The sequence below is a fragment of the Erythrobacter aureus genome (assembly GCF_003355455.1).
Classification (GTDB): Bacteria; Pseudomonadota; Alphaproteobacteria; order Sphingomonadales; family Sphingomonadaceae; genus Qipengyuania; species Qipengyuania aurea.
Genome location: NZ_CP031357.1, coordinates 2,945,822 through 2,964,154 on the forward strand (window position 1 = coordinate 2,945,822; position 18,333 = coordinate 2,964,154).

At 63.5% G+C, this 18,333-nt stretch carries 16 protein-coding genes; 7 read left to right on the plus strand and 9 right to left on the minus strand.

What is annotated here, in order from left to right:
* Positions 1 to 924, minus strand: coding sequence for a class I SAM-dependent methyltransferase (locus DVR09_RS14510; RefSeq protein ID WP_234041482.1), 924 nt, complete (start codon positions 922 to 924; stop codon positions 1 to 3).
* Between the two features lie 103 nt (positions 925 to 1,027).
* On the opposite strand from DVR09_RS14510, the gene msrA reads away from it, so the two are divergent.
* A complete protein-coding gene (gene msrA / locus DVR09_RS14515) occupies positions 1,028 to 1,564 on the plus strand; it encodes a peptide-methionine (S)-S-oxide reductase MsrA (RefSeq protein ID WP_115417997.1) in 537 nt (178 codons plus the stop codon).
* Positions 1,565 to 1,569: 5 nt separating this feature from the next.
* Here the strand turns inward: msrA and DVR09_RS14520 are convergent, their stop codons facing one another.
* Entirely contained in the window at positions 1,570 to 2,214 is a 645-nt protein-coding gene (locus DVR09_RS14520; RefSeq protein ID WP_115417678.1) for a TetR/AcrR family transcriptional regulator, read from the minus strand.
* 101 nt (positions 2,215 to 2,315) lie between these two features.
* Here DVR09_RS14520 and DVR09_RS14525 point away from each other — a divergent pair, with 101 nt between their 5' ends.
* Positions 2,316 to 3,629 (plus strand): flavin monoamine oxidase family protein, encoded by a 1,314-nt coding sequence (locus DVR09_RS14525; RefSeq protein ID WP_162814990.1) that lies wholly within the window; start codon positions 2,316 to 2,318, stop codon positions 3,627 to 3,629.
* Positions 3,630 to 3,677: 48 nt separating this feature from the next.
* Here DVR09_RS14525 and DVR09_RS14530 read toward each other — a convergent pair whose 3' ends face one another.
* The gene (locus tag DVR09_RS14530; RefSeq protein ID WP_115417680.1) at positions 3,678 to 4,919 is read right to left on the minus strand and encodes an RsmB/NOP family class I SAM-dependent RNA methyltransferase; all 1,242 of its coding nucleotides are present in this window, start codon (positions 4,917 to 4,919) and stop codon (positions 3,678 to 3,680) included.
* A 57-nt stretch (positions 4,920 to 4,976) separates the two neighbouring features.
* On the opposite strand from DVR09_RS14530, the gene DVR09_RS14535 reads away from it, so the two are divergent.
* Positions 4,977 to 5,135 carry a DUF1674 domain-containing protein gene (locus DVR09_RS14535; RefSeq protein ID WP_115417681.1) on the plus strand — a complete coding sequence of 53 codons (159 nt, stop codon included), beginning with the start codon at positions 4,977 to 4,979 and terminating at the stop codon, positions 5,133 to 5,135.
* Positions 5,136 to 5,214: 79 nt separating this feature from the next.
* Here DVR09_RS14535 and DVR09_RS14540 read toward each other — a convergent pair whose 3' ends face one another.
* The 4 genes from DVR09_RS14540 to DVR09_RS14555 are packed head-to-tail and all read right to left on the minus strand — an operon-like array spanning position 5,215 to position 10,929.
* The gene (locus DVR09_RS14540; RefSeq protein ID WP_115417682.1) at positions 5,215 to 6,627 is read right to left on the minus strand and encodes a cytochrome P450; all 1,413 of its coding nucleotides are present in this window, start codon (positions 6,625 to 6,627) and stop codon (positions 5,215 to 5,217) included.
* A gap of 38 nt (positions 6,628 to 6,665) precedes the next feature.
* Positions 6,666 to 7,694 carry a ferrochelatase gene (gene hemH, locus DVR09_RS14545; RefSeq protein ID WP_115417683.1) on the minus strand — a complete coding sequence of 343 codons (1,029 nt, stop codon included), beginning with the start codon at positions 7,692 to 7,694 and terminating at the stop codon, positions 6,666 to 6,668.
* Complete coding sequence (locus DVR09_RS14550) at positions 7,691 to 9,988, minus strand: xanthine dehydrogenase family protein molybdopterin-binding subunit (protein ID WP_115417684.1); 2,298 nt, start codon at positions 9,986 to 9,988, stop codon at positions 7,691 to 7,693. The genes hemH and DVR09_RS14550 overlap by 4 nt, the downstream gene beginning before the upstream one ends.
* Entirely contained in the window at positions 9,967 to 10,929 is a 963-nt protein-coding gene (locus tag DVR09_RS14555; RefSeq protein WP_115417998.1) for an Mrp/NBP35 family ATP-binding protein, read from the minus strand. The genes DVR09_RS14550 and DVR09_RS14555 overlap by 22 nt, the downstream gene beginning before the upstream one ends.
* A gap of 118 nt (positions 10,930 to 11,047) precedes the next feature.
* On the opposite strand from DVR09_RS14555, the gene hflK reads away from it, so the two are divergent.
* The 3 genes from hflK (at position 11,048) to DVR09_RS14570 (ending at position 14,672) form a co-directional block, all read left to right on the plus strand.
* Positions 11,048 to 12,154, plus strand: a complete 1,107-nt coding sequence (hflK, locus tag DVR09_RS14560; RefSeq protein ID WP_234041483.1) for a protease modulator HflK — start codon at positions 11,048 to 11,050, stop codon at positions 12,152 to 12,154.
* Position 12,155: 1 nt separating this feature from the next.
* Complete coding sequence (gene hflC / locus DVR09_RS14565) at positions 12,156 to 12,989, plus strand: protease modulator HflC (protein WP_115417686.1); 834 nt, start codon at positions 12,156 to 12,158, stop codon at positions 12,987 to 12,989.
* A 111-nt stretch (positions 12,990 to 13,100) separates the two neighbouring features.
* A complete protein-coding gene (locus tag DVR09_RS14570) occupies positions 13,101 to 14,672 on the plus strand; it encodes a Do family serine endopeptidase (RefSeq protein WP_115417687.1) in 1,572 nt (523 codons plus the stop codon).
* 126 nt (positions 14,673 to 14,798) lie between these two features.
* On the opposite strand, the gene DVR09_RS14575 is transcribed toward DVR09_RS14570, so the two are convergent.
* The gene (locus tag DVR09_RS14575) at positions 14,799 to 16,913 is read right to left on the minus strand and encodes a transglycosylase domain-containing protein (RefSeq protein ID WP_115417688.1); all 2,115 of its coding nucleotides are present in this window, start codon (positions 16,911 to 16,913) and stop codon (positions 14,799 to 14,801) included.
* Between the two features lie 103 nt (positions 16,914 to 17,016).
* The gene (msrB, locus tag DVR09_RS14580; RefSeq protein ID WP_115417689.1) at positions 17,017 to 17,418 is read right to left on the minus strand and encodes a peptide-methionine (R)-S-oxide reductase MsrB; all 402 of its coding nucleotides are present in this window, start codon (positions 17,416 to 17,418) and stop codon (positions 17,017 to 17,019) included.
* 212 nt (positions 17,419 to 17,630) lie between these two features.
* On the opposite strand from msrB, the gene rpsT reads away from it, so the two are divergent.
* Positions 17,631 to 17,891, plus strand: coding sequence for a 30S ribosomal protein S20 (gene rpsT / locus DVR09_RS14585; protein WP_115417690.1), 261 nt, complete (start codon positions 17,631 to 17,633; stop codon positions 17,889 to 17,891).
* The last annotated feature ends 442 nt before the right edge of the window (positions 17,892 to 18,333 follow it).

Here is an 18,333-nt window from a genome sequence, read left to right on the forward strand (position 1 = left end):
TCAGCGTTTGCGGAAGAGCAATGTCATCCGGTCGCTTTCCCCGATCTCGCGCAATTCCTCGCGCTTCGTACCGAGTGTCGGGGGCAGTTCCCACACACCCTTCGGGTGATTTGCGGAGTCGCGGTAATTGGCATTGATCGCACTGCTGTCGACCAGTTCGAAACCGTGGACGCGCATCAGGCCAACCACATCGCTTTCGCGCAGATAACCGTTCGCGCCCAGAGTATAGTCGGCGGGCGCGTTTTCCTTGGCCCGGTGCTGAACGATACCGACCATGCCGTCGGGCTTGAGCAAGCCCCGGATACGGGTGAGTTCGGTATACATCGCCCCCGAACGCAACAGATTGTGCATTTCGCGGAAAATCAGCACACGGTCGACCTGGCCGTTCAGTTCTTCGGGCAGATCCTGCGATCCATAAACCGCCATCGGCGCGCCGGTCAGCGACCAGCCAGGTGCCGCCTCGCGGAAGCGGCCCGGCAGTTGAGAGACATAGTTTTCGAACCGCTCGCTATCCGCTGCGGCGGGATCGGGCGTCAGTCCGATATAGAGCCCCTCCGATCCGAGATAGGGTACCAGCACGCGGGTATACCAGCCGCCTGCCGGCATATAATCGACGACCGTCTGTCCCGGTTCGACGCGAAAGAATGACAGCGTCTGCGCCGGGTGGCGGAACTGATCGCGCGCGCGATCTTCGTCGCGGCGCGGATCGGCGAGAACCTGATCCATGGTGAGCGGAGCGACAGTCGGCCGTTCGGCATCGGTCCCGTCTTTCCGGTCCTGCTCGCCTGGGCCAAGGATGACATCGAGAATCCGGCCCAGAACCTGACGGGTCTGGTTGCTTTCTTCCTGCTGCTGCGCGGCAACGGGCGCGGCGAGAGTGGCCAGGGCGGCGCCCGCAAGCATCGCGGCAATCGGTCTACGCATGAAATTCTCCCCTGTTTGTACCGGCACGGCATTCTTTGTGCGGGTCTGCATGACAATGACGTTGTGGCACCCTATCTGTTCCTCGCAAAGGAGAATGACGTATATGGCACAACGGCAGGCGATCGTCGCGGGTGGATGTTTCTGGTGCACCGAAGCGGTGATGAAGGACGTGATCGGCGTCAGCGAAGTCGAAAGCGGCTATATCGGCGGCGACAAGCCTGATCCCACCTATAAGGAAGTCTGTACCGGCAACACCGGCCATGCCGAGGGCGTGCGCGTGACCTTCGACGATACGCAGATCACTCTCGCCCAGCTCTACGACGTCTTCATGGGCACGCACGACCCGACCCAGCTCAACCGGCAGGGTAACGACGTCGGCACCCAGTACCGCAGCGCGATCTTCCCGCTCGAAGGGCAGGAGGACGAAGCCAAGGCCGCCATCGCGCGCTGGGACGACGACCATCCGGGCCAGCAGGCCGTAACCACCATCGAAAGCGGCGAATGGTATCCGGCGGAGGACTATCATCAGGAATATTGGGACGGCGAAGGCCAGCGCAATCCCTATTGCCTCGCGGTCATCCCACCCAAGCTGATGAAGCTGCGCAAGAGCTTCCAGAAGTATCTCAAGGAAGAGGCCTGAAAATGTCAGCTTGTCGTGCCACCGGTTCGCGATGGTTCACAGCTGACATTAGAGACGAGGTCCTCGAGGTATAATTCCAGAACACGGCGGCCCTCGCGCTGAACCTCAGGCCTTTCCTCGATGATGATAGTGGAATCAGTGAGTGACAGTAGAAGCGTGGCTGCAAGAACGCGCCTGCTCTCTTCTAGCCCTGGGACTAGTGTCCTCAGTGCCCGTGCAAGTTCATCGACTACACGGGCATCCAATTCCGCTTCCGAAGAAGCCGCCTGCCATGCACCCGGCATGCCGACTCTGAGCAGGCGGTAGGACCGGTTGCGAGCAAGGAAGTCGCGTAGTGGATCGAGAAAGACATCGAGAAACTCCGCTGGAGTTGGCGCGGCTTGCTTGAGACCAAGCTTCTGACTTGCTTGGACGACAGCAGCCTCTAGCTGCGAAAGCTGCCTCTCATGCAGGGCTGCGAGGAGGGCTTCACGCGAAGCGAAGTAGCGGTAGAGTGATCCGTGGGCGGCCCCTGCGCGCCGTGCCACCTCCGACATTGCAAAGCCTTCGACACCAAGCTCTTCAACCAATTCTTCGGCGGCATCGAGCAGGGTGGTCACGCGCATCCGCGAGCGCTCTTGCTTCGGCTTGATGACAACCCTGTTCGCCATGTTGGTGGCCTACCTCGCGCCATCGCAAGCTGGCAATTGAAAAGGTGACGATATTGTCATATAGAAAAATGACAATATCGTCACTTTTGGAGAATTGCGTCGTGCTTGCCCGTCGAAAGGTAGTTGCCGGGATCGCGAGCCTGTTGGCCGCCCCTGCCTGTGTACGCTTACCAGTTCCGACCGATTTCGACGCGATCATCATCGGCGCCGGAGTCGCGGGCCTAAGTGCGGCCCATGCTCTCGCAACCAAAGGTCGGAGAATTCTCGTTCTCGAGGCTCGAAGCCGCATAGGGGGACGTGCCTGGACCGACGCGAACAGCCTCGGTGTCCCGTTCGACCAAGGGGCACACTGGCTTCATAACGCCGAGCACAACAGCTTCACGCAGCTGGCCAGAGACAAAGGGCTCGCGCTGAAGGTTGCGGACACCTCCGACCGCCAGCTCTACTGTGCCGGAAAGGCGCTCTCGGACGAGAACGCCACATTGCGGATGAACAAGGCAACGAGCGATCTTGAACGCCGAATGTTCATTCCTTCCATTCTCCCCCGAGACAGCTCGCTTGCACCTTTTCTGTCGGGCGACGAGTGGCGCGATGCAATGATCGGAATCGCCGCCTTCTCGCTTGGCGCCCAACCCGATCGAATCTCGTTTGAGGATTTCCTGTCGTTGGAAGACGGCGAGGAGCGGACTGTGTCAGGGGGTTATGGCGCCCTCGTCGCGGCAGTCTTCAAAAGCGTGCCCGTACGCCTGGATCATCGGGTGGCATTGGTCGACTGGCACCATGGGAATCGGATCGCCGTATCTGGTCAATGGGGCAGCGCGACCGCCAGGCATGTCATCATCGCCGTACCTCCGACGGTTCTTGCGTCCGGCGGGATCAGGTTTAGCCCCGACCTGCCCCAAGCCAAAGCTGAGGCTTTGGGCAAGTTCACAGTCGGGCAATTCCTCAAGGTCGGCTTTCGTTTCGAAGGAATGGGGAACCGGCTTCCAGAATATCATGCCGACATCTGCAGACTGGCGTCCGGGAATCTCGAAATGCTCGTCGCGGATCAGTTCGACCCGGTCCTGACCTTGATCGCATCGGGAGATCTGGCTTCAGAGCTCGCGCGGCAGGATATTGCGGGGCGCCGCGCTTACGCGATCGAGCGAATAACGCAAACGTTGGGAAAGAACGCGGCGGGGCGCCTGGGAGCCGTAATATCATACGACTGGGCGGCCGACCCGCTTTCCCTCGGCAGCTTCAGCGCGGTCAGACCAGGCGCCGGGAATGCTCGCCGCAAATTTGCACAGCCACTGCAAGGCCGTGTCCATTTCGCGGGCGACGCAGCGCCAGGGCCCTTTGCTACCACTGTCTACGGTGCGCATCTTTCGGGTCTCAGGGCTGCTCGACAAACCGAACGAGAGCTCGCACGCTAACGCACCCGCGAACTTCGGCGAGCTGGTTGCGAGCCCGGACTCGGGTGGTCAGCCCAAGGCCTTAGCCCAGCGCGCGACGAAGAAGCCGTCGAGGCCGCCGTCCTCGGCAAGCAGGCCCGGATCGGTGCGCAGCCAACCTTCGGCGGCAGGCGCCAGGCCTTCAGGTAGCTCGTCCGAGGCGATCGGCGATGGTGTCAGTCTCACGTCTCGCGCCCGCTCCTCGCCCTCCTCGCCCTCCAGCGAGCAGGTGGCGTAGACCAGTGTGCCGCCGGGCTTGAGCCAGCCCTGCGCGCATTCCAGCAGAGCGGCTTGCAAGTCCGCCATCTCCTCGATCTGCCGCTGACCGATGCGATGCAGGACATCGGGGTGACGGCGTGCCGTGCCTGTGGCGGTACAGGGCGCATCGAGCAGGATCGCGTCGAAATGATGCTTCGGCTCCCACTTCAGGGCATCGGCGCGCACGGTGCTGGCCTTCAGGCCCGTTCGCTTGAGATTGGCCTTGAGCAGATCGAGCCGACGCTTGGAGATATCGAGCGCGGTGACGTGCCATCCCTGTGCCGCCAGTTGCAGCGATTTGCCGCCCGGTGCCGCGCACAGATCGAGCACGTGGCGCCCCTCACCCTGCCCAAGCAAGCGCGCCGGCAGGGAAGCGGCAAGGTCCTGGACCCACCATGCCCCGTCCGCGAAACCGGGCAGGTTCTCGACATTCTCGCCCCGCGGCAGGCGCAGATGGCCGGGCATCAGGCTGTCGGCGGAAAGCTGGACCTTCCAGTGCTCGGTTTCGGCCGGATCGCGCAGCGTCAGATCGAGTGGCGGCGGGTCCGCGAGACCGGCGGCGATGGCTTGGGCTCGCTCGCCCCAGCGCAGGGCGGCCTCTTCCGGCAGAGTCGGCACATCGGGCAGCGACGCCGCATTCCTCGTTAGCGTCGAAAAAACACCATGCGCCAGGCGACGCGGGCCGCCAGCCAAGAGGTCAAGCCCGGTCGCCACCACCGCATGCGGCGGGGTGCCCAGCCGCAACCACTGGGCCAGCATCATGCGCAGGACCATGCGGGCCTTGGCATCGTGCGGCAGCGGCTTTTTCGTCGCGGAATCGATCAGCGCATCGATATCGACCATCCAGCGCAGCACTTCGCTGGCGATGGCGCGGGCAAGCGCCTTGTCCTCGAACTTGCGCACATCCTTGGTCGCGCCACCAAAGGCAATATCGAGCGTCTCGCCGCGGCGCAGGACCGCATCGAGCAGACGGAGCGCCGCGCGGCGGGCGTGAATACCTTGGGGTTGGGCCATGGGCGGTGCGCCTTACGCGCACTTGCGCAAAGCCGCCAGCGCCATCATCTTGCAGATATGACCGAGCGCGCAACGAAACGGCCCGACGGGTTCGAGAAACCCGCCCATTGGACCAACGATCCCCCGCCCCAACCGAAGAAGAGCGAGGACGAGGAGGAATTGAGCCCGACCCGGTATGGCGACTGGGTGAAGGACGGCATAGCGATCGATTTCTAGAGACGATCCCCCGCCAAGGCGGGGGTCTTAGGCCCAAAGCGCGGACCTGGCCGACAGAGACCCCCGCCTTCGCGGGGATTCACAGCGCCCGCAATGCGATTTTCAGCCCGTCCTTCGGCTTGGGGATCGGCCAGGCCTGCCATTCCGGGTCGCCGCCGACGAGCTCCACACGGTAACGCGGCAGGAGCTGCGCCATCAGGATTTTCACCTGCATGTAGGCGAAGTGGAGGCCCAGACACATATGGGCGCCGCCGCCGAAGGGAACCCAGGCGTATTTGTGGCGCGCCTTCACCTTTTCGGGCGTGAAGCGCATCGGATCGAACTTTTCCGGTTCGTCCCAGTAATCCTCGCTGTGATGCGTCCAGTGGATGTTGATGCCGACCGGAGTGCCCGCAGGAATTCTGTAACCGCCATATTCGAAATCGCGCAGCGCGCGACGCGGCATGGAGGGCACAGGCGGAATGAAGCGCAGCGCTTCCTTAAACGCCATTTCGGTAAGCTCGAGCTTCCCGAGATCCTCGTAAGCCAGATCGCGCACACGGCCATCGGCATCGACGCCCCCGGTTACGCTCTCCACCTCTGCCCGCAACTTGTCCTGCCATTCGGGATGCTTGGCAAGCAGCCACAGCAGCGAGGTCGCGCTGGAGGTGATCGTGTCATGCGCGGCCATCATGAGGAAGTTCATATGGTCGACAACCTCGTCGACCGGCATCAGGCTGCCATCCTCGTACTCGGCCGTGGCAAACTGGCTGAACATGTCCTGCCCGCCGCCCTCGGCGCGGCGGCGACGCGTTTCCTTGGTGAAATAGTCGACCAGAAAGGCGCGCCCGTCGACGCCCTTCTTCATCTGGGTGAAGGGCAACGGCCTACGCACGGGGGCCACGCTGGCCTGAACCATATCGATGAAGGCACGATTGATCCGGTCCGCTTCAGGTCCCCAAGGGATGCCGATGAAACTGTCCGCCGCGAGATCGAGCGTGAGTTCCTTGATCGCGGGGTAGAACCGCATCCCGCCTCTGGAGCCATTGGCACCCCATTCCGTCACGCGCTTGGCGATTCCCCGGTTGAGCGCGCCCGAATAATGCCGCATCGGCCCCGGCTTGAATGCAATCGACAGCGCCCGGCGATCGGCCCGATGATGGTCGAAATCCATCAGCATCAACCCGCGCGGAAACAGCTTGTCGAGGATGGGCCCCCAGCCCTGCTCGGATGAAAACAGCTTGTCCCGGTCGAACAGCACAAGTTCATTGGCATCCGCACCGATCAACGCGATGTTCCATCCGCCGAACGCCTTGTTCTTGTACACTCTGCCGTATTTGTCGACCATCGACTTGGCCATGCCGTGCGGATCGGCGAGCATCCGGAAAGTGTTGCCGATGATCGGCCAGCCCGCCTCTCCCGGAATGTGGGCGAGTTCGTCGTCGCTGGGATTGCCTTCGGTCCAGTGCGTTGGCGCAAGGTCGGCGGGTTGGTGCGAGGCAAGCGTGGCCATAGGTAGCTCCTGACAACTTACCGCAGTGTAAGTAATTTCTAGGCGTTAATCCACCCCGACAATTCGCGCCGCAGCAAGGTTTCGAGCATGGTGAGCCCCGCATCGGAGGTGTTGAGGCAGGACAGCGCGGCGAAATGATCCCCGCCCGCTTCGGTGAACTGTTCGCGCCCCTGGATGGCGAGTTCCTCCAGCGTTTCGAGGCAATCCGCGGAAAAACCCGGCGCCGCGATGGCCAGACGCTTCGTGCCCGCTTTTGCCTCTTCCTCGAGCACGACATCGGTCGCCGGTTCGAGCCATTTGGCTCGCCCGAAGCGCGACTGGAACGTGGTGCGGAAGCGCAGGCCCGGGCGGGCCAGTTTCTCCTGCAGCAATCGCGAGGTCTTCTGGCAGTGGCAGTGATACGGATCGCCCAGATCGAGCGTGCGCTGCGGCATGCCGTGGAAACTCAGCAGAAGCACTTCGGGCTCGAACTCCAAGGCACCTAACTGACGCGACAAATCGCTCGCCAGCGCGTCGATATAGGTCGGATCGTCGTGATAGGGCGGCAAGGTACGTAGGCTGGCCTGCCAGCGCATGGCCTTGAGCTTGTCGGCCGCCTTGTCGACCACCGTCGCCGTCGTCGCTCCGCTATATTGCGGATAGAGGGGGGCTAGCAGGATGCGCTCACACCCGGCATCCATCAGCGTCTGCAAACGGTCCGGGATCGACGGCGTACCATAACGCATTGCCCAGTCGACCGTCACCTGCTCGCCCAGTCGCAGCTGCATCGCATCGGCCTGCCTGCGGGTGATGACCGCAAGGGGCGATCCCTCTTCGGTCCAGACCTGGCGATAGGCATGGGCGCTCTTTTTCGGGCGGGTGTTGAGGATGATCCCGCGCAGGATCGGCTGCCAGGCGATCGGCGGGATTTCGACCACGCGGCGGTCCGACAGGAATTCCGCCAGATAGCGCTTCACCGGCCCGGCTTCCGGCGCGTCGGGCGTGCCAAGATTGACGATCAACACCCCGACCCTGCCCGATTTCACCGGGGGATGATCGAGGGGAAGTTTCTGCGTCTGCCAGGTCATAGGCCCTCCGATAGCAATGGCAGGCGGCGAAAGCGCACTCCGGTCGCGGAGTAAAGGGCATTCGCAATCGCGGGAGGCGCCACGGCCACGCCGAGTTCGCCCGGATCGAAGGCCGGCGCATCGCTGGCCAGCAATTCCACGACGATTTCGGGACTGTCGGCCAGTGTCGGCAAAGCGAGCCCGGCTAGGCGACCGGGTACCGGCTTGCCGTCTTCATAGGCCACGCTCGATCCGGTTGCGAGCGAGAGTCCGAGAATCAGCCCGCCTTCGATCTGCTGGCGCGCGATATCGTGATTGACCACGCGCCCGATATCGACCGCTGCATGCAGACGCCTGACACGCACCCCGCCTTCACCCAACGCCGCCTGCGCAACGCAGGCGATGCAGCCGCCGCTTTCCGGCGATCCGAAGCGGGCCAACGCCAGCCCCTGCCCCGTGCCGCGGCGTCCACCATCCCATCCGGCAAGCCGAGTCGCGCGGCGCAGCGTGTCGGCCATGCGCGGCAGACCGGACAGCATTTCCATGCGGTAGAGGAAAGGGTCGCGCCCGGCGCGTTCGGCCAGCTCGTCGACGAAACTTTCCGAGAAAAAAGCGTTGTAGGCCTGCGCATTCCCCCGCATTTGCCCGGTCGGAAACGGCAGGGTTACGGGCAGGTGATCGACTGCCACATGGTCTATTCTGTAGGGCGGCACGGCGCCTTCGCAGGCGAGCGCATCGGCCTCCCCCGCCGCGTGCTCCATGGCCGCCTGCGGGGTCTTGTTGTCGAACAGCCGCCGCCCGAATTCATGGACGGTCGCAGGCATCGCCAGACGCGAGCGCCACGCCGCAATCCGTCCGCCGGATGCGGGGAGGAATGCGGCTTCAAGGCGCGCGCTTACCGGCGTGCGCACAGGCACCGACTGCAATTCCTGCACTCGCGGCCAGGTCAGATTGACGGGGCGGCCGATCTGCTTCGCGATCTGCGCCACCTCGATCGCATGACGACGTTCGAGCCGTGCATCGAAGCTTCCCCCGGCGGCTGTGGGATAGAGGACCACATCCTGCGGCGAAATGCCGATCGCCCTGGCGGCCGCCCGGCGCGTGAGCTCGGGCGCCTGCGCCGCGATCCATAATTCCAGCGTATCGCCATCGAACCGCGCGGTCGCGCTTGCGGTCTCTATCGTCGCGTGAACGCCCGGTGCCACCGAATAGCTTTGCGTATAATCGGGCCGCACGAGAAGATCGTCGGGGCTGCCGACTTCCCGTATGCGCTCGGGATCGACCTCGTCATGCGCGGCCTCCAGCGCCTCCAGCGCGGCGGCGCTCTCGACGGCGGGTGGCCCGGCAAACACCGGGCGCATTTTCTTCAGCGCCTGTTCGGCGATCCACCAGCTTTCCGCCACCGCGGCGAGGTAGCGTTTCGACTTGACCACGCCGACCAGGCCCCTGAGACCCTCGACAGCCCCCGCCTCGAAGGCGGACAGGTCCGGCTTGCCCAGCGGGCCGTGCCGGATGGAGGCATAGACGAGCCCCGGCAGGCGAATGTCGCCCGCGAAAAGGAAACTGCCATCGACCTTGGCGGGCAGGTCGAGGCGCGGGAAGACGGGATCGAGCTCGGCCTCTGCCGGAGAGGGGTCCTCGCTCGCAGGCTGAACTCGCAAGGGCGCAGGGTCGGGCGGGTCGAATTCGGCAGCCTCGGCCACGAGCGCGCCGAAATCGAGCTGTCGCTCGCCATGTCGCACGAGCCCGCCTTCGACCTCGCATTCCTCCCAATCGACCTCCCAGCGTTCGGCAGCCGCCATGGCCAGCATGGCGCGCGCACTCGCCGCCGCCTCGCGCATCGGCTGTTCATAGGCGATGAGCGAGCAGCCCCGTGCCGTCGCCGCGAAGGCGTTTGCGCGCGCGAAGTTTTCCGCCAGCAGGCTGTCAGCATCACCCGCCAGGCTGGGTAGGTTGGACCACAACGGAGCCCATTTCGCCGCGAGCGGGACATTGGCGTAAAGGCCCGAAGGCGGAACCGGTTCCACCGCTATCTGACGCCAGTCTGCACCCAGTTCGACCGCCACGACCTGCGCGAGCAGCGTGGTAACCCCCTGGCCCATTTCGAGCTGCGGCACAGCCACGGTCACCACACCATCGCTGCCGATCGTCATCCAGCCGCCGAAATCGCGTTCGTCGGGGCGGGGAGCGAGCGGGCTGGAATAGCGGCGCGGCCACAGCCACCAGGCGACCGCCAGCCCGCCGCCCACTGCAGCGCCCGCGATCAACTGGCGCCGCGTGACCGGAAGTTCGTCTAGCTTTGCGCGCCAATCCATGAGTGGATCTTGGCGGCGATGTCATGGAAGGGCTGGGCCAGCAGATCATCGCCTGCGGCCGGAAGCGTTCCTTTATCGCTGCCCTCACGAATGGCGAGATCGAGCGGGATGCGCCCCAGGAAGGGGAGGTCGAGCCGCTGTGCCGCCGTCTCGACCCCGCCCTTGCCAAAGGGATCGGACATTTCGCCGCAATGCGGGCAGGCATAGCCCGCCATGTTTTCGACCAGGCCGATGATCGGCACACCCGCCTGGTCGAACAATTGGCCCGCCCGCGCGGCATCGATCAATGCCAAGTCCTGCGGCGTAGAGACCAGCACCGCGCCCATTGGTTTGAACCGTTGGAGCATGGTCAACTGCACGTCCCCCGTGCCCGGCGGAAGATCCACAAGCAAAGTATCGACATCGTCCCAATGCGCATCGATCAGTTGCGACAGGGCATTGCCCGCCATCGGCCCGCGCCAGGCAAGCGCGCGGCCCGGTTCGACCAAATGGCCCATCGACAGAACGGGGATACCGATATCGCTATCGACCGGAACGAGTTTCTCGTCGCGCGCGACCGGCTTCTGCCCTTGATTGCCAAAGATGACCGGCTGCGATGGGCCGTAGACATCGGCATCGACGAGCCCGACCTTGTGCCCCAATTTGGCCAGCGCCACTGCGAGGTTGGCGGTCAGCGTCGATTTGCCGACCCCGCCCTTGCCGCTGCCGACAGCGATCAGGCGGCGCTGCTTGCGCTCGGCGGTCAAGACCACGCGGGTTTCGGAAACATCCTCGCGCTGGCCGAGCGTATCGGAAATCGCGCGCTCGATATCGCCGCGATCCTTGGCGCCCAACCCGGCGGCATCCACGACGGCTATCGCCCTCCCGTTCTTGATGGTGAGCGCGCTCACGCGCGCGGCAAGGCTGGGGGGCAGTAGCGTTTTTGGATCGGTGGAACTCATGAGGGCGGCTGCTGTAGCATCGAAAAGCGCGCTGCAACCCCTGTTTTTCCCGCGAAGCACACCTATAACAAGGACCATGAGAGTTTTGGACGGGTTCGGACAGAGGATTTCCCTCGCGATGACAGGTAAGAAAAACCCTTGGGGCGGTGATTCCGGCAAGGGTGGCGATGGCGACAAGCCGACGGGTGCACAGGATGGCGACAAGCCGAAGGGGCCGCGCAATCCCTGGCTGCCACCGGGCGGCAATGACGGTCGCCGGGCGCCGAATATCGAGGATATCTTCAAGAGCCGCGGCCCCGAAGGGCCGCGCCGCAGCGGTGGCGGAGGCCCCGGCGGACCCAATTTCCGCTTTCCCCAGCGCCCCGGCGGTAAGAGCTGGTTCCCGATCGCGGTCATCGCCGTGATCGGCATCGGTGTGCTGGCAACGAGCGTCCACCTGGTCGGCCCGCAACAGCAGGGGGTCGTGAAAACGCTCGGCAACTACACGCGCCCGCTCGAACCGGGGCTCAACTTCACTGCCCCGTTCCCCATCGAGACAGTCGATATCGAGGACGTCGAAGGTGTCCGGTCGGTCAGGATCCCCGGCAATAACAATCAGGCCAAACTGATTTTGACCGGCGACCAGAACCTGGTCGACCTGTCCTATATCGTGCGGTGGAACATCAAGAACCTCGAGGGCTTCAAATTCCGCGTGGTCGATCCGGTCGAGACCGTGAACGAGGCAGCCGAGGCAGCGATGCGTGCCTCGGTGGCCGAGACCGAACTCGACGAGACTTTCTCCGGCCAGGGCCGTGCGGCGATCGAACAGGACGTGCGCGAACGCATGCAGGCGACGCTCGACAGCTATGGCGCGGGCATTCGCGTGCTGGGTGTCGAAATCGAGAAGGCCGACCCGCCCGCTCAGGTGGTCGATGCCTTCCGCGACGTGCAGGTGGCCGAGCAGAACGCCGATGCGGCGCGCAACCAGGCGCGCGGCTATGCCCAGCAGGTGCTCGCACAGGCGGAAGGTGAGGCCGAAGCCTTTGACAAGGTATACGAGCAGTACCGCCTCGCGCCGCAGGTGACGCGCCAGCGCCTCTATTACGAGACCATGGAGCGCGTGCTGAGCCAGACCGACAAAACCATCGTCGAGACAGGCAACGTGACTCCCTATCTCCCCTTGCCGGAAATTCGGCGCCGGGCGCAGCAACCCACGACCACCGTGACGGCACCGGAGGGGCAGTAACATGACCAATTTCCTGCAAAACCATCGCACCGCAGTAATCGCGCTGGGCGTATTGCTGGTCGCCTTCATGATGAGCGCCTATGTCGTTCCCGAAGAGGAACAGGCCGTCATAATCCGGACGGGTGAACCGGTCGGCGTGGTCAACACGCCCGGCGGCGTAACGGATGCCGGTCTCTACCTGCGCATTCCCTTCATCGATTCGGTCCGCCGGATCGAAAAGCGCCTGCTCGATCTCGAAATGAACGACGAGGAAGTGCTTTCGGCCGACCAGCAGCGTCTGCTGGTCAATGCCTATGCGCGGTTCCGCATTACCGACCCGGTTCGCATGGTCGAACGCGCAGGCACCACCGAAGGCGTGCGCAACGCGCTCGAGCCGATCCTCAACTCGGTATTGCGTCAGGAACTCGGCCGCCGGACCTTCCAGTCGATGCTGACCGCCGAAAGGGGCAGCGCGCTGGCCAATGTCCGCGCCAATCTCGATCGGCAGGCACGCCAATATGGCGCCGAAGTGGTCGACGTGAAGATCATGCGCACCGACTTGCCCGAAGCCCCGCTGCAATCGGCCTTCCGCCGGATGGAATCGGATCGCGAGCGCGAGGCGCGCACTATCCGTGCGGGCGGCAGCCGCGATGCGCGTATCATTCGCGCCGAAGCTGACGCCGAAGCGGCGCGTATCTATGCCGACGCGTTCGGCAAGGATGCCGAATTCTATGATTTCTACCGCGCCATGCAGAGCTACGACGCCACGTTTTCCAATGGCGAAAACCCATCGGAAAGCAGCATCATCCTGTCGCCGGACAATGAATATCTGCGACAGTTCCGCGGGCGGCGTTGATCGTTCGTCGAGTGGTGTGGGCGTCGTTCAAACGGCGTTAAGCGGCGGGCGCGACAGTCGCCAGCCGAAACGCAGGGCAAGCAGAGCGGTAACAATAACTGACTGCAAGCCATGCAAGCTAAAGAAGAGGACGAAAAGGACGTGAAGCCCGTGCGATATGCATATTCCGTGACGAGTGCGCTGCTGGTGGGCGGCGCCGCAATCTCGCTCGCGACCGGCTATCCGGCCGGCGCCCAGGTCGCTCAGAACGACGACAGCCACATGGCCCGCGTCGTACCGCGTGCCGGTGCTCCCGAGAGTTTCGCCGATCTGACAGCACAGCTCCAACCGGCGGTGGTCAACATTTCCACCCGCCAGCGGATCGAAGTAGCGACCAATAACGGCAACCCCTTCGCGGGCACGCCGTTCGAAGGCCTGTTCAACCGCCGCCGTGGCCAGCAGCAGGAACCGCAATTCCGCGAAGGCCAGTCGCTCGGTTCGGGATTCATCATCTCGGCGGACGGTTATGTCGTGACCAACAACCATGTCGTCAGCCCCAGCGGACGCGGCACGGTGGAAGAAATCACCGTGACCATGCCCGATGGCACCGAATACGAAGCCGATTTGGTCGGCACCGACGCGCAGAGCGACCTCGCCGTGCTCAAGATCGCACGCCGCGAAGCCTTTCCCTTCGTCGAATTCGGCGACAGTTCGCAGGCTCGCCCGGGCGATTGGGTGGTTGCCATCGGCAACCCCTTCGGCCTCGGCGGCACGGTGACTTCGGGCATCGTTTCCGCAGTCTATCGCAACACCGGCCAGGGCGGCGCCTATGACCGCTACATCCAGACCGATGCCGCGATCAATCGCGGCAATTCGGGCGGCCCTCTGTTCGACATGCAGGGCAATGTCATCGGCATCAACAATGCGATCTTCTCGCCTTCGGGCGGCAGCGTGGGCATTGGCTTCGCCATCCCCGCCGAAATCGCCGCGCCGATCGTCAGCCAGTTGCGCGACGGGGTCGAAATCGAACGTGGGTATCTCGGCGTGCAAATCCAGCCGGTGACCGACGATGTCGCCGATTCGCTCGGCATTGCACGAAACCGGGGCGAGTTTATTCAGTCGGTCCAGCCCGGAGAACCTGCCGAAGAGGCCGGTATCCGGCCTGGCGACATCGTGACCAAGGTCAATGGCCAGGATGTGACGCCCGACCAGACGCTCTCTTTCCTCGTCGCCAATATCCGTCCCGGTACCAAGATTCCGGTCGAACTGATCCGCGACGGCGAAACCCGCCGCGTCAATGTGACCGTGGGCAAGCGGCCGAGCGAAGAGGAACTGCGCCAGCAGCAGCTCTTCAATCCCGATGCCGAGGAAGAGGAGACGATGGAGCCGGGCGACAATGCAGTGATCGAGGAGAAACTCGGCCTGCAAGCGCTCCCGCTTACCCCGCAGATCGCGCGCCAGCTCGGCGTCAGCGCCGATACAAGGGGCCTGGTCGTGGCAGGCGTGGACCAGAATTCGGACGCCGCGCGCAAGGGTCTGCGCCGGGGTGACATCATTCTCACGGCCAATTATCGTCCGGTGACAAGTCTCGAGGATCTGGAGAACACCATTCGCGAGGCACAGCGGGACAAGCGCGAGGCGGTTTTGCTTCGCGCTCAACGCCGTGGCGGTCCGGCACAGTATATTGCGGTAAGGCTGCGCTAAGGCGCCAATCGCACAAATAAGGGCGGCTCCTCCTATATGGGGGCGCCGCCCTTTTTCTTGTTCGGCCGACTAGTTGTTCGGACGCGGGCGGGCTGCTGGCGTTGCTGGCGCTGCGCTCCCGTCGCTTCATCGAGAAAATCGTCGCCCACCGCCTGCGGAGCGCCATCGGCCCCACGTGATGGTTGCTGCGGCGGGCGGGGTGCGGGACGACCGGGGGGCACGCTGGCGATCGGGATCGAGCGTGCGATCGAATTCTTCCGCGAAAGGATCTTCGCGCGGGCTGTCGGACGTGCCCGGTTCGATCAGATTGCCCTGCTCGTCGATGAAATAATAATCCTCCGGATCGCCGAGCATGTATTCATCGTCGGGCTCGAGCTGCCATTCGGGCAGTTGCAGGTCGGTATCGAATTCCTCGACCGGGCGATCTTTCACCGCATAGCGCATATAGGCGGCAAAGGCGCGCGCCGGCGCGGTACCGCCCTGCAACCCGCCTACCCGCTTATTGTCGTCTCGGCCCATCCACACACCGGTGGTGATGCCCGACGAAAAGCCGACGAAATAGCCGTCCTTGTTCGAACTGGTTGTGCCGGTCTTGCCCGCCACCGGACGCCCGATCTGCGCCGCGCGTCCCGTGCCGGTGGCAACGGCGGTCTGCAACAGATCGGTGATTCCGGCCGCGACATAATCGGGCACGAGCTGCGTGCTGCGCGCCTGCTCGTGCTGATACAGCAATTCCCCCTCGCCGGTTTCGACCTTGAGGATGCCATAGGGTTCGACCGAATTACCCTTGGCCGAAACGCCCGCGAAGGCCCGCGTCATATCGATCAGGCGAACTTCGTTGGTGCCCAGGACCATTGCCGGATAGGTATTGATCTCGCTGCTTATGCCGAAACGCCGCGCCATAGAGGCGACCGTGCCGAAGCCGACCTCGTTGCCAAGCTGCGCCGCGACCGTATTGATCGAATAAGCGAAGGCGGTGCGCAGGTCGATTTCGCCAACATTGCGCCCACTTGAATTGCGCGGGCTCCAGTCGTTGATCCTAACCGGCGTATCGATCACTCGGTCGTCCGGCGTGTATCCCGCCTCGAGCGCCGCGAGGTAGACGAACAGCTTCCAGGCGGAGCCGGGCTGGCGCATCGCATCCGTGGCGCGGTTGTAATTGGTTTCGACATAGTCGGTGCCGCCGACCAATGCGAGAACCGCTCCATCGCGGTCCATACTGACGAGGGCGCCCTGCGCACTGTCCGGCGTGTTCGACTGGACGGCCGCAGTCGCCGCGCGCTGCATTCCGACATCGAGCGTGGTCCACACCTCGATCGGCTCGAAAGTTTCCGGCAGCAGCAGATCGAGCTGCGGCAACACCCAATCGGTGAAGTAGCGGACCGAATTCTGCCCGGCTTCCTCTTTCAGATTAACTGCGGAGGGATCGACCGTGACATCGGGCGCGATACGCCCCTGTTCCTTCATCAGACGCAGCACCACGCTCGCACGGGCAACTGCGGCATCGATATCGGCGGTCGGGGAATAGCGGCTGGGCGCCTTGACCAGGCCAGCGATGATCGCCGCTTCGGCAACCGACAGTTCGGTAGCGGGATGGCTGAAGAACTTCCGGCTGGCGCTGTCGATGCCATAAGCTCCGCCGCCGAAATAGACCTTGTTGAGATAGAGCTCGAGGATCTGTTCCTTTGAAAACTTCGCTTCCAGCGCCATGGCCAGAACGGCCTCGCGCAGCTTGCGATCGAGCGTGCGGTTGGTGTTGAGAAAGACATTGCGGGCGAGCTGCTGGGAAATCGTCGATGTCCCGCCCACGCGCGAGCGCGACCCGGTAATGCCCTCCACGATCGCGCCGCCCGTGCGCCAGAAGTCGATCCCGAAGTGGGAATAATAGCGCCGATCCTCGACCGAGATCATCGCATCCTTCATGACCTGCGGAATTTCGTCCGCTGTAAGCCATTTGCCGAAGCTCGGCCCAAGCTCGACAATTTCCGTGCCATCGCGCGCGCGGACCACGATGGTCTGCGCGGTTTGCGTCGCTTTGAGCTGATAGTAGCTGGGCATGGAGCGTGCCGCGAAGGCCACGGCGAGTCCGACGAACAAGGCGGCCAGTAACGCCAGCGCGCCGCCCCAGATCGCCACGCGGCGCGCCCAGAACCTGACGCGGCTGTGCGGCTTGTCGGCGGACGCCCGTCCAGCGCGTTTCGTGCGCGCCGCGCTCTTGCGGCGGCTCCCTCTTTTATCCATCGGCTATACAGGCACCCTTGTTGTTCGCGGCCCTATAAGTGTCACAAACTCGCATGGCGAGGTCTAACACCGCGTGAACGGCCAAAGCGCATAATCCGGCCAATCAATCCCCGGGTTCGAAATCGAGCGCTGCGGAATTGATGCAATAGCGCAAGCCACCGCGATCGCGAGGTCCGTCCGGAAACACATGCCCCAGATGGCCGCCGCAATTGGCACAGGTAACCTCGGTGCGGATCATCCCGTGCGAGGTGTCGCGATGCTCATCCACGGCCTCTCCCCCGGCGGGTTCGGTAAAGGCCGGCCAGCCACACCCGCTATTATACTTATCGTCGCTTTCGAACAGCTTCTGGCCACAGCCTGCGCAGTAATATTCGCCGGCATCGTAATGCTTGTCGTACTTTCCGGTGAATGCGCGTTCGGTCCCTGCCTCGCGCAGGATGTGGTATTGTTCGGGCGTCAGCTTCTCACGCCATTCGGCATCGCTCAATTCGGGCTTGTCGCGCACGCCTTGTCCTTTCCTGTGGAACACCTCATATAGGGCCAACCGGAGCCAGTGCACACGGTTCCGGAAATGGTCGACGAATTGCTTGACGATTCGGGGGGGCAGCGCTAAGTGCGCCGCTTTCCGGCGGCCCGTGCCGCCTTTTCGCACGCATCGTATAATATTACCCGCCGCGCATCTCGTGCGGCCTGACGAGGACAGACCCGAGAACCTTTATGGCCAACACGCCGCAAGCCAAGAAGCGCATCCGTCGCAACGCCCGCCGGGCCGAAATCAACGGTGCCCGCATGAGCCGTATCCGCAACTTCCTCAAGAAGGTGGAGGTCGCGATCGAAGGGGGCGACAAGGATGGCGCACAATCCGCGCTCAAGACCGCCCAGCCCGAACTCGCCCGCGGTGTCGCGCGCGGCGTATTGCACAAGAACACCGCGGCCCGGAAGATGAGCCGTCTGACGAAGCGCGTCGCCGCGCTCTGATTCGCTTTTCCGGCTCGTCCGGACGCGAAAACGAAAGGGGTCGCCGGGTTGCCGGCGGCCCCTTTGTCGTATTCCGGTTTCATTCCGATACGGACCTGTCACGGCATAGTAATCGAACCCACGCAAATCCCGCGATTCGTAGCGTCAAATCGGACCTTTCCCAATAAAACCATAGGGTTGAACGAAGGTCTGCGGCTTAGGCACGAGTCAACAAGTATATTTCAGATTTTTTGCAGTTATCCCCCTTGCGACTCATCCGGCGTGAGACCTACACAATGGTTCTCAGCCCGGGGCGGGACAGCCCGGGCCCTTTAAAAACCGAATATGCCAAGGGGACTTCCGGAAACGCCTTTTCCGGACGAGGCCGTGCTGTGCCTGCCCTTGTGGCTATCGGGCGAACGAAACAGGCGTCGCGAGACGCCGATCGGGGGATGGTAAGAGA

What these genes read in the sequence shown, in the direction of transcription:
- DVR09_RS14510 (WP_234041482.1), bottom strand. Translation starts at nt 924, where the DNA reads ATGCGTAGACCGATTGCCGCGATGCTTGCGGGCGCCGCCCTGGCCACT.
- msrA (WP_115417997.1), top strand. Translation starts at nt 1,028, where the DNA reads ATGGCACAACGGCAGGCGATCGTCGCGGGTGGATGTTTCTGGTGCACC.
- DVR09_RS14520 (WP_115417678.1), bottom strand. Translation starts at nt 2,214, where the DNA reads ATGGCGAACAGGGTTGTCATCAAGCCGAAGCAAGAGCGCTCGCGGATG.
- DVR09_RS14530 (WP_115417680.1), bottom strand. Translation starts at nt 4,919, where the DNA reads ATGGCCCAACCCCAAGGTATTCACGCCCGCCGCGCGGCGCTCCGTCTG.
- DVR09_RS14535 (WP_115417681.1), top strand. Translation starts at nt 4,977, where the DNA reads ATGACCGAGCGCGCAACGAAACGGCCCGACGGGTTCGAGAAACCCGCC.
- DVR09_RS14540 (WP_115417682.1), bottom strand. Translation starts at nt 6,627, where the DNA reads ATGGCCACGCTTGCCTCGCACCAACCCGCCGACCTTGCGCCAACGCAC.
- hemH (WP_115417683.1), bottom strand. Translation starts at nt 7,694, where the DNA reads ATGACCTGGCAGACGCAGAAACTTCCCCTCGATCATCCCCCGGTGAAA.
- DVR09_RS14550 (WP_115417684.1), bottom strand. Translation starts at nt 9,988, where the DNA reads ATGGATTGGCGCGCAAAGCTAGACGAACTTCCGGTCACGCGGCGCCAG.
- DVR09_RS14555 (WP_115417998.1), bottom strand. Translation starts at nt 10,929, where the DNA reads ATGAGTTCCACCGATCCAAAAACGCTACTGCCCCCCAGCCTTGCCGCG.
- hflK (WP_234041483.1), top strand. Translation starts at nt 11,048, where the DNA reads ATGACAGGTAAGAAAAACCCTTGGGGCGGTGATTCCGGCAAGGGTGGC.
- hflC (WP_115417686.1), top strand. Translation starts at nt 12,156, where the DNA reads ATGACCAATTTCCTGCAAAACCATCGCACCGCAGTAATCGCGCTGGGC.
- DVR09_RS14570 (WP_115417687.1), top strand. Translation starts at nt 13,101, where the DNA reads ATGCAAGCTAAAGAAGAGGACGAAAAGGACGTGAAGCCCGTGCGATAT.
- DVR09_RS14575 (WP_115417688.1), bottom strand. Translation starts at nt 16,913, where the DNA reads ATGGATAAAAGAGGGAGCCGCCGCAAGAGCGCGGCGCGCACGAAACGC.
- rpsT (WP_115417690.1), top strand. Translation starts at nt 17,631, where the DNA reads ATGGCCAACACGCCGCAAGCCAAGAAGCGCATCCGTCGCAACGCCCGC.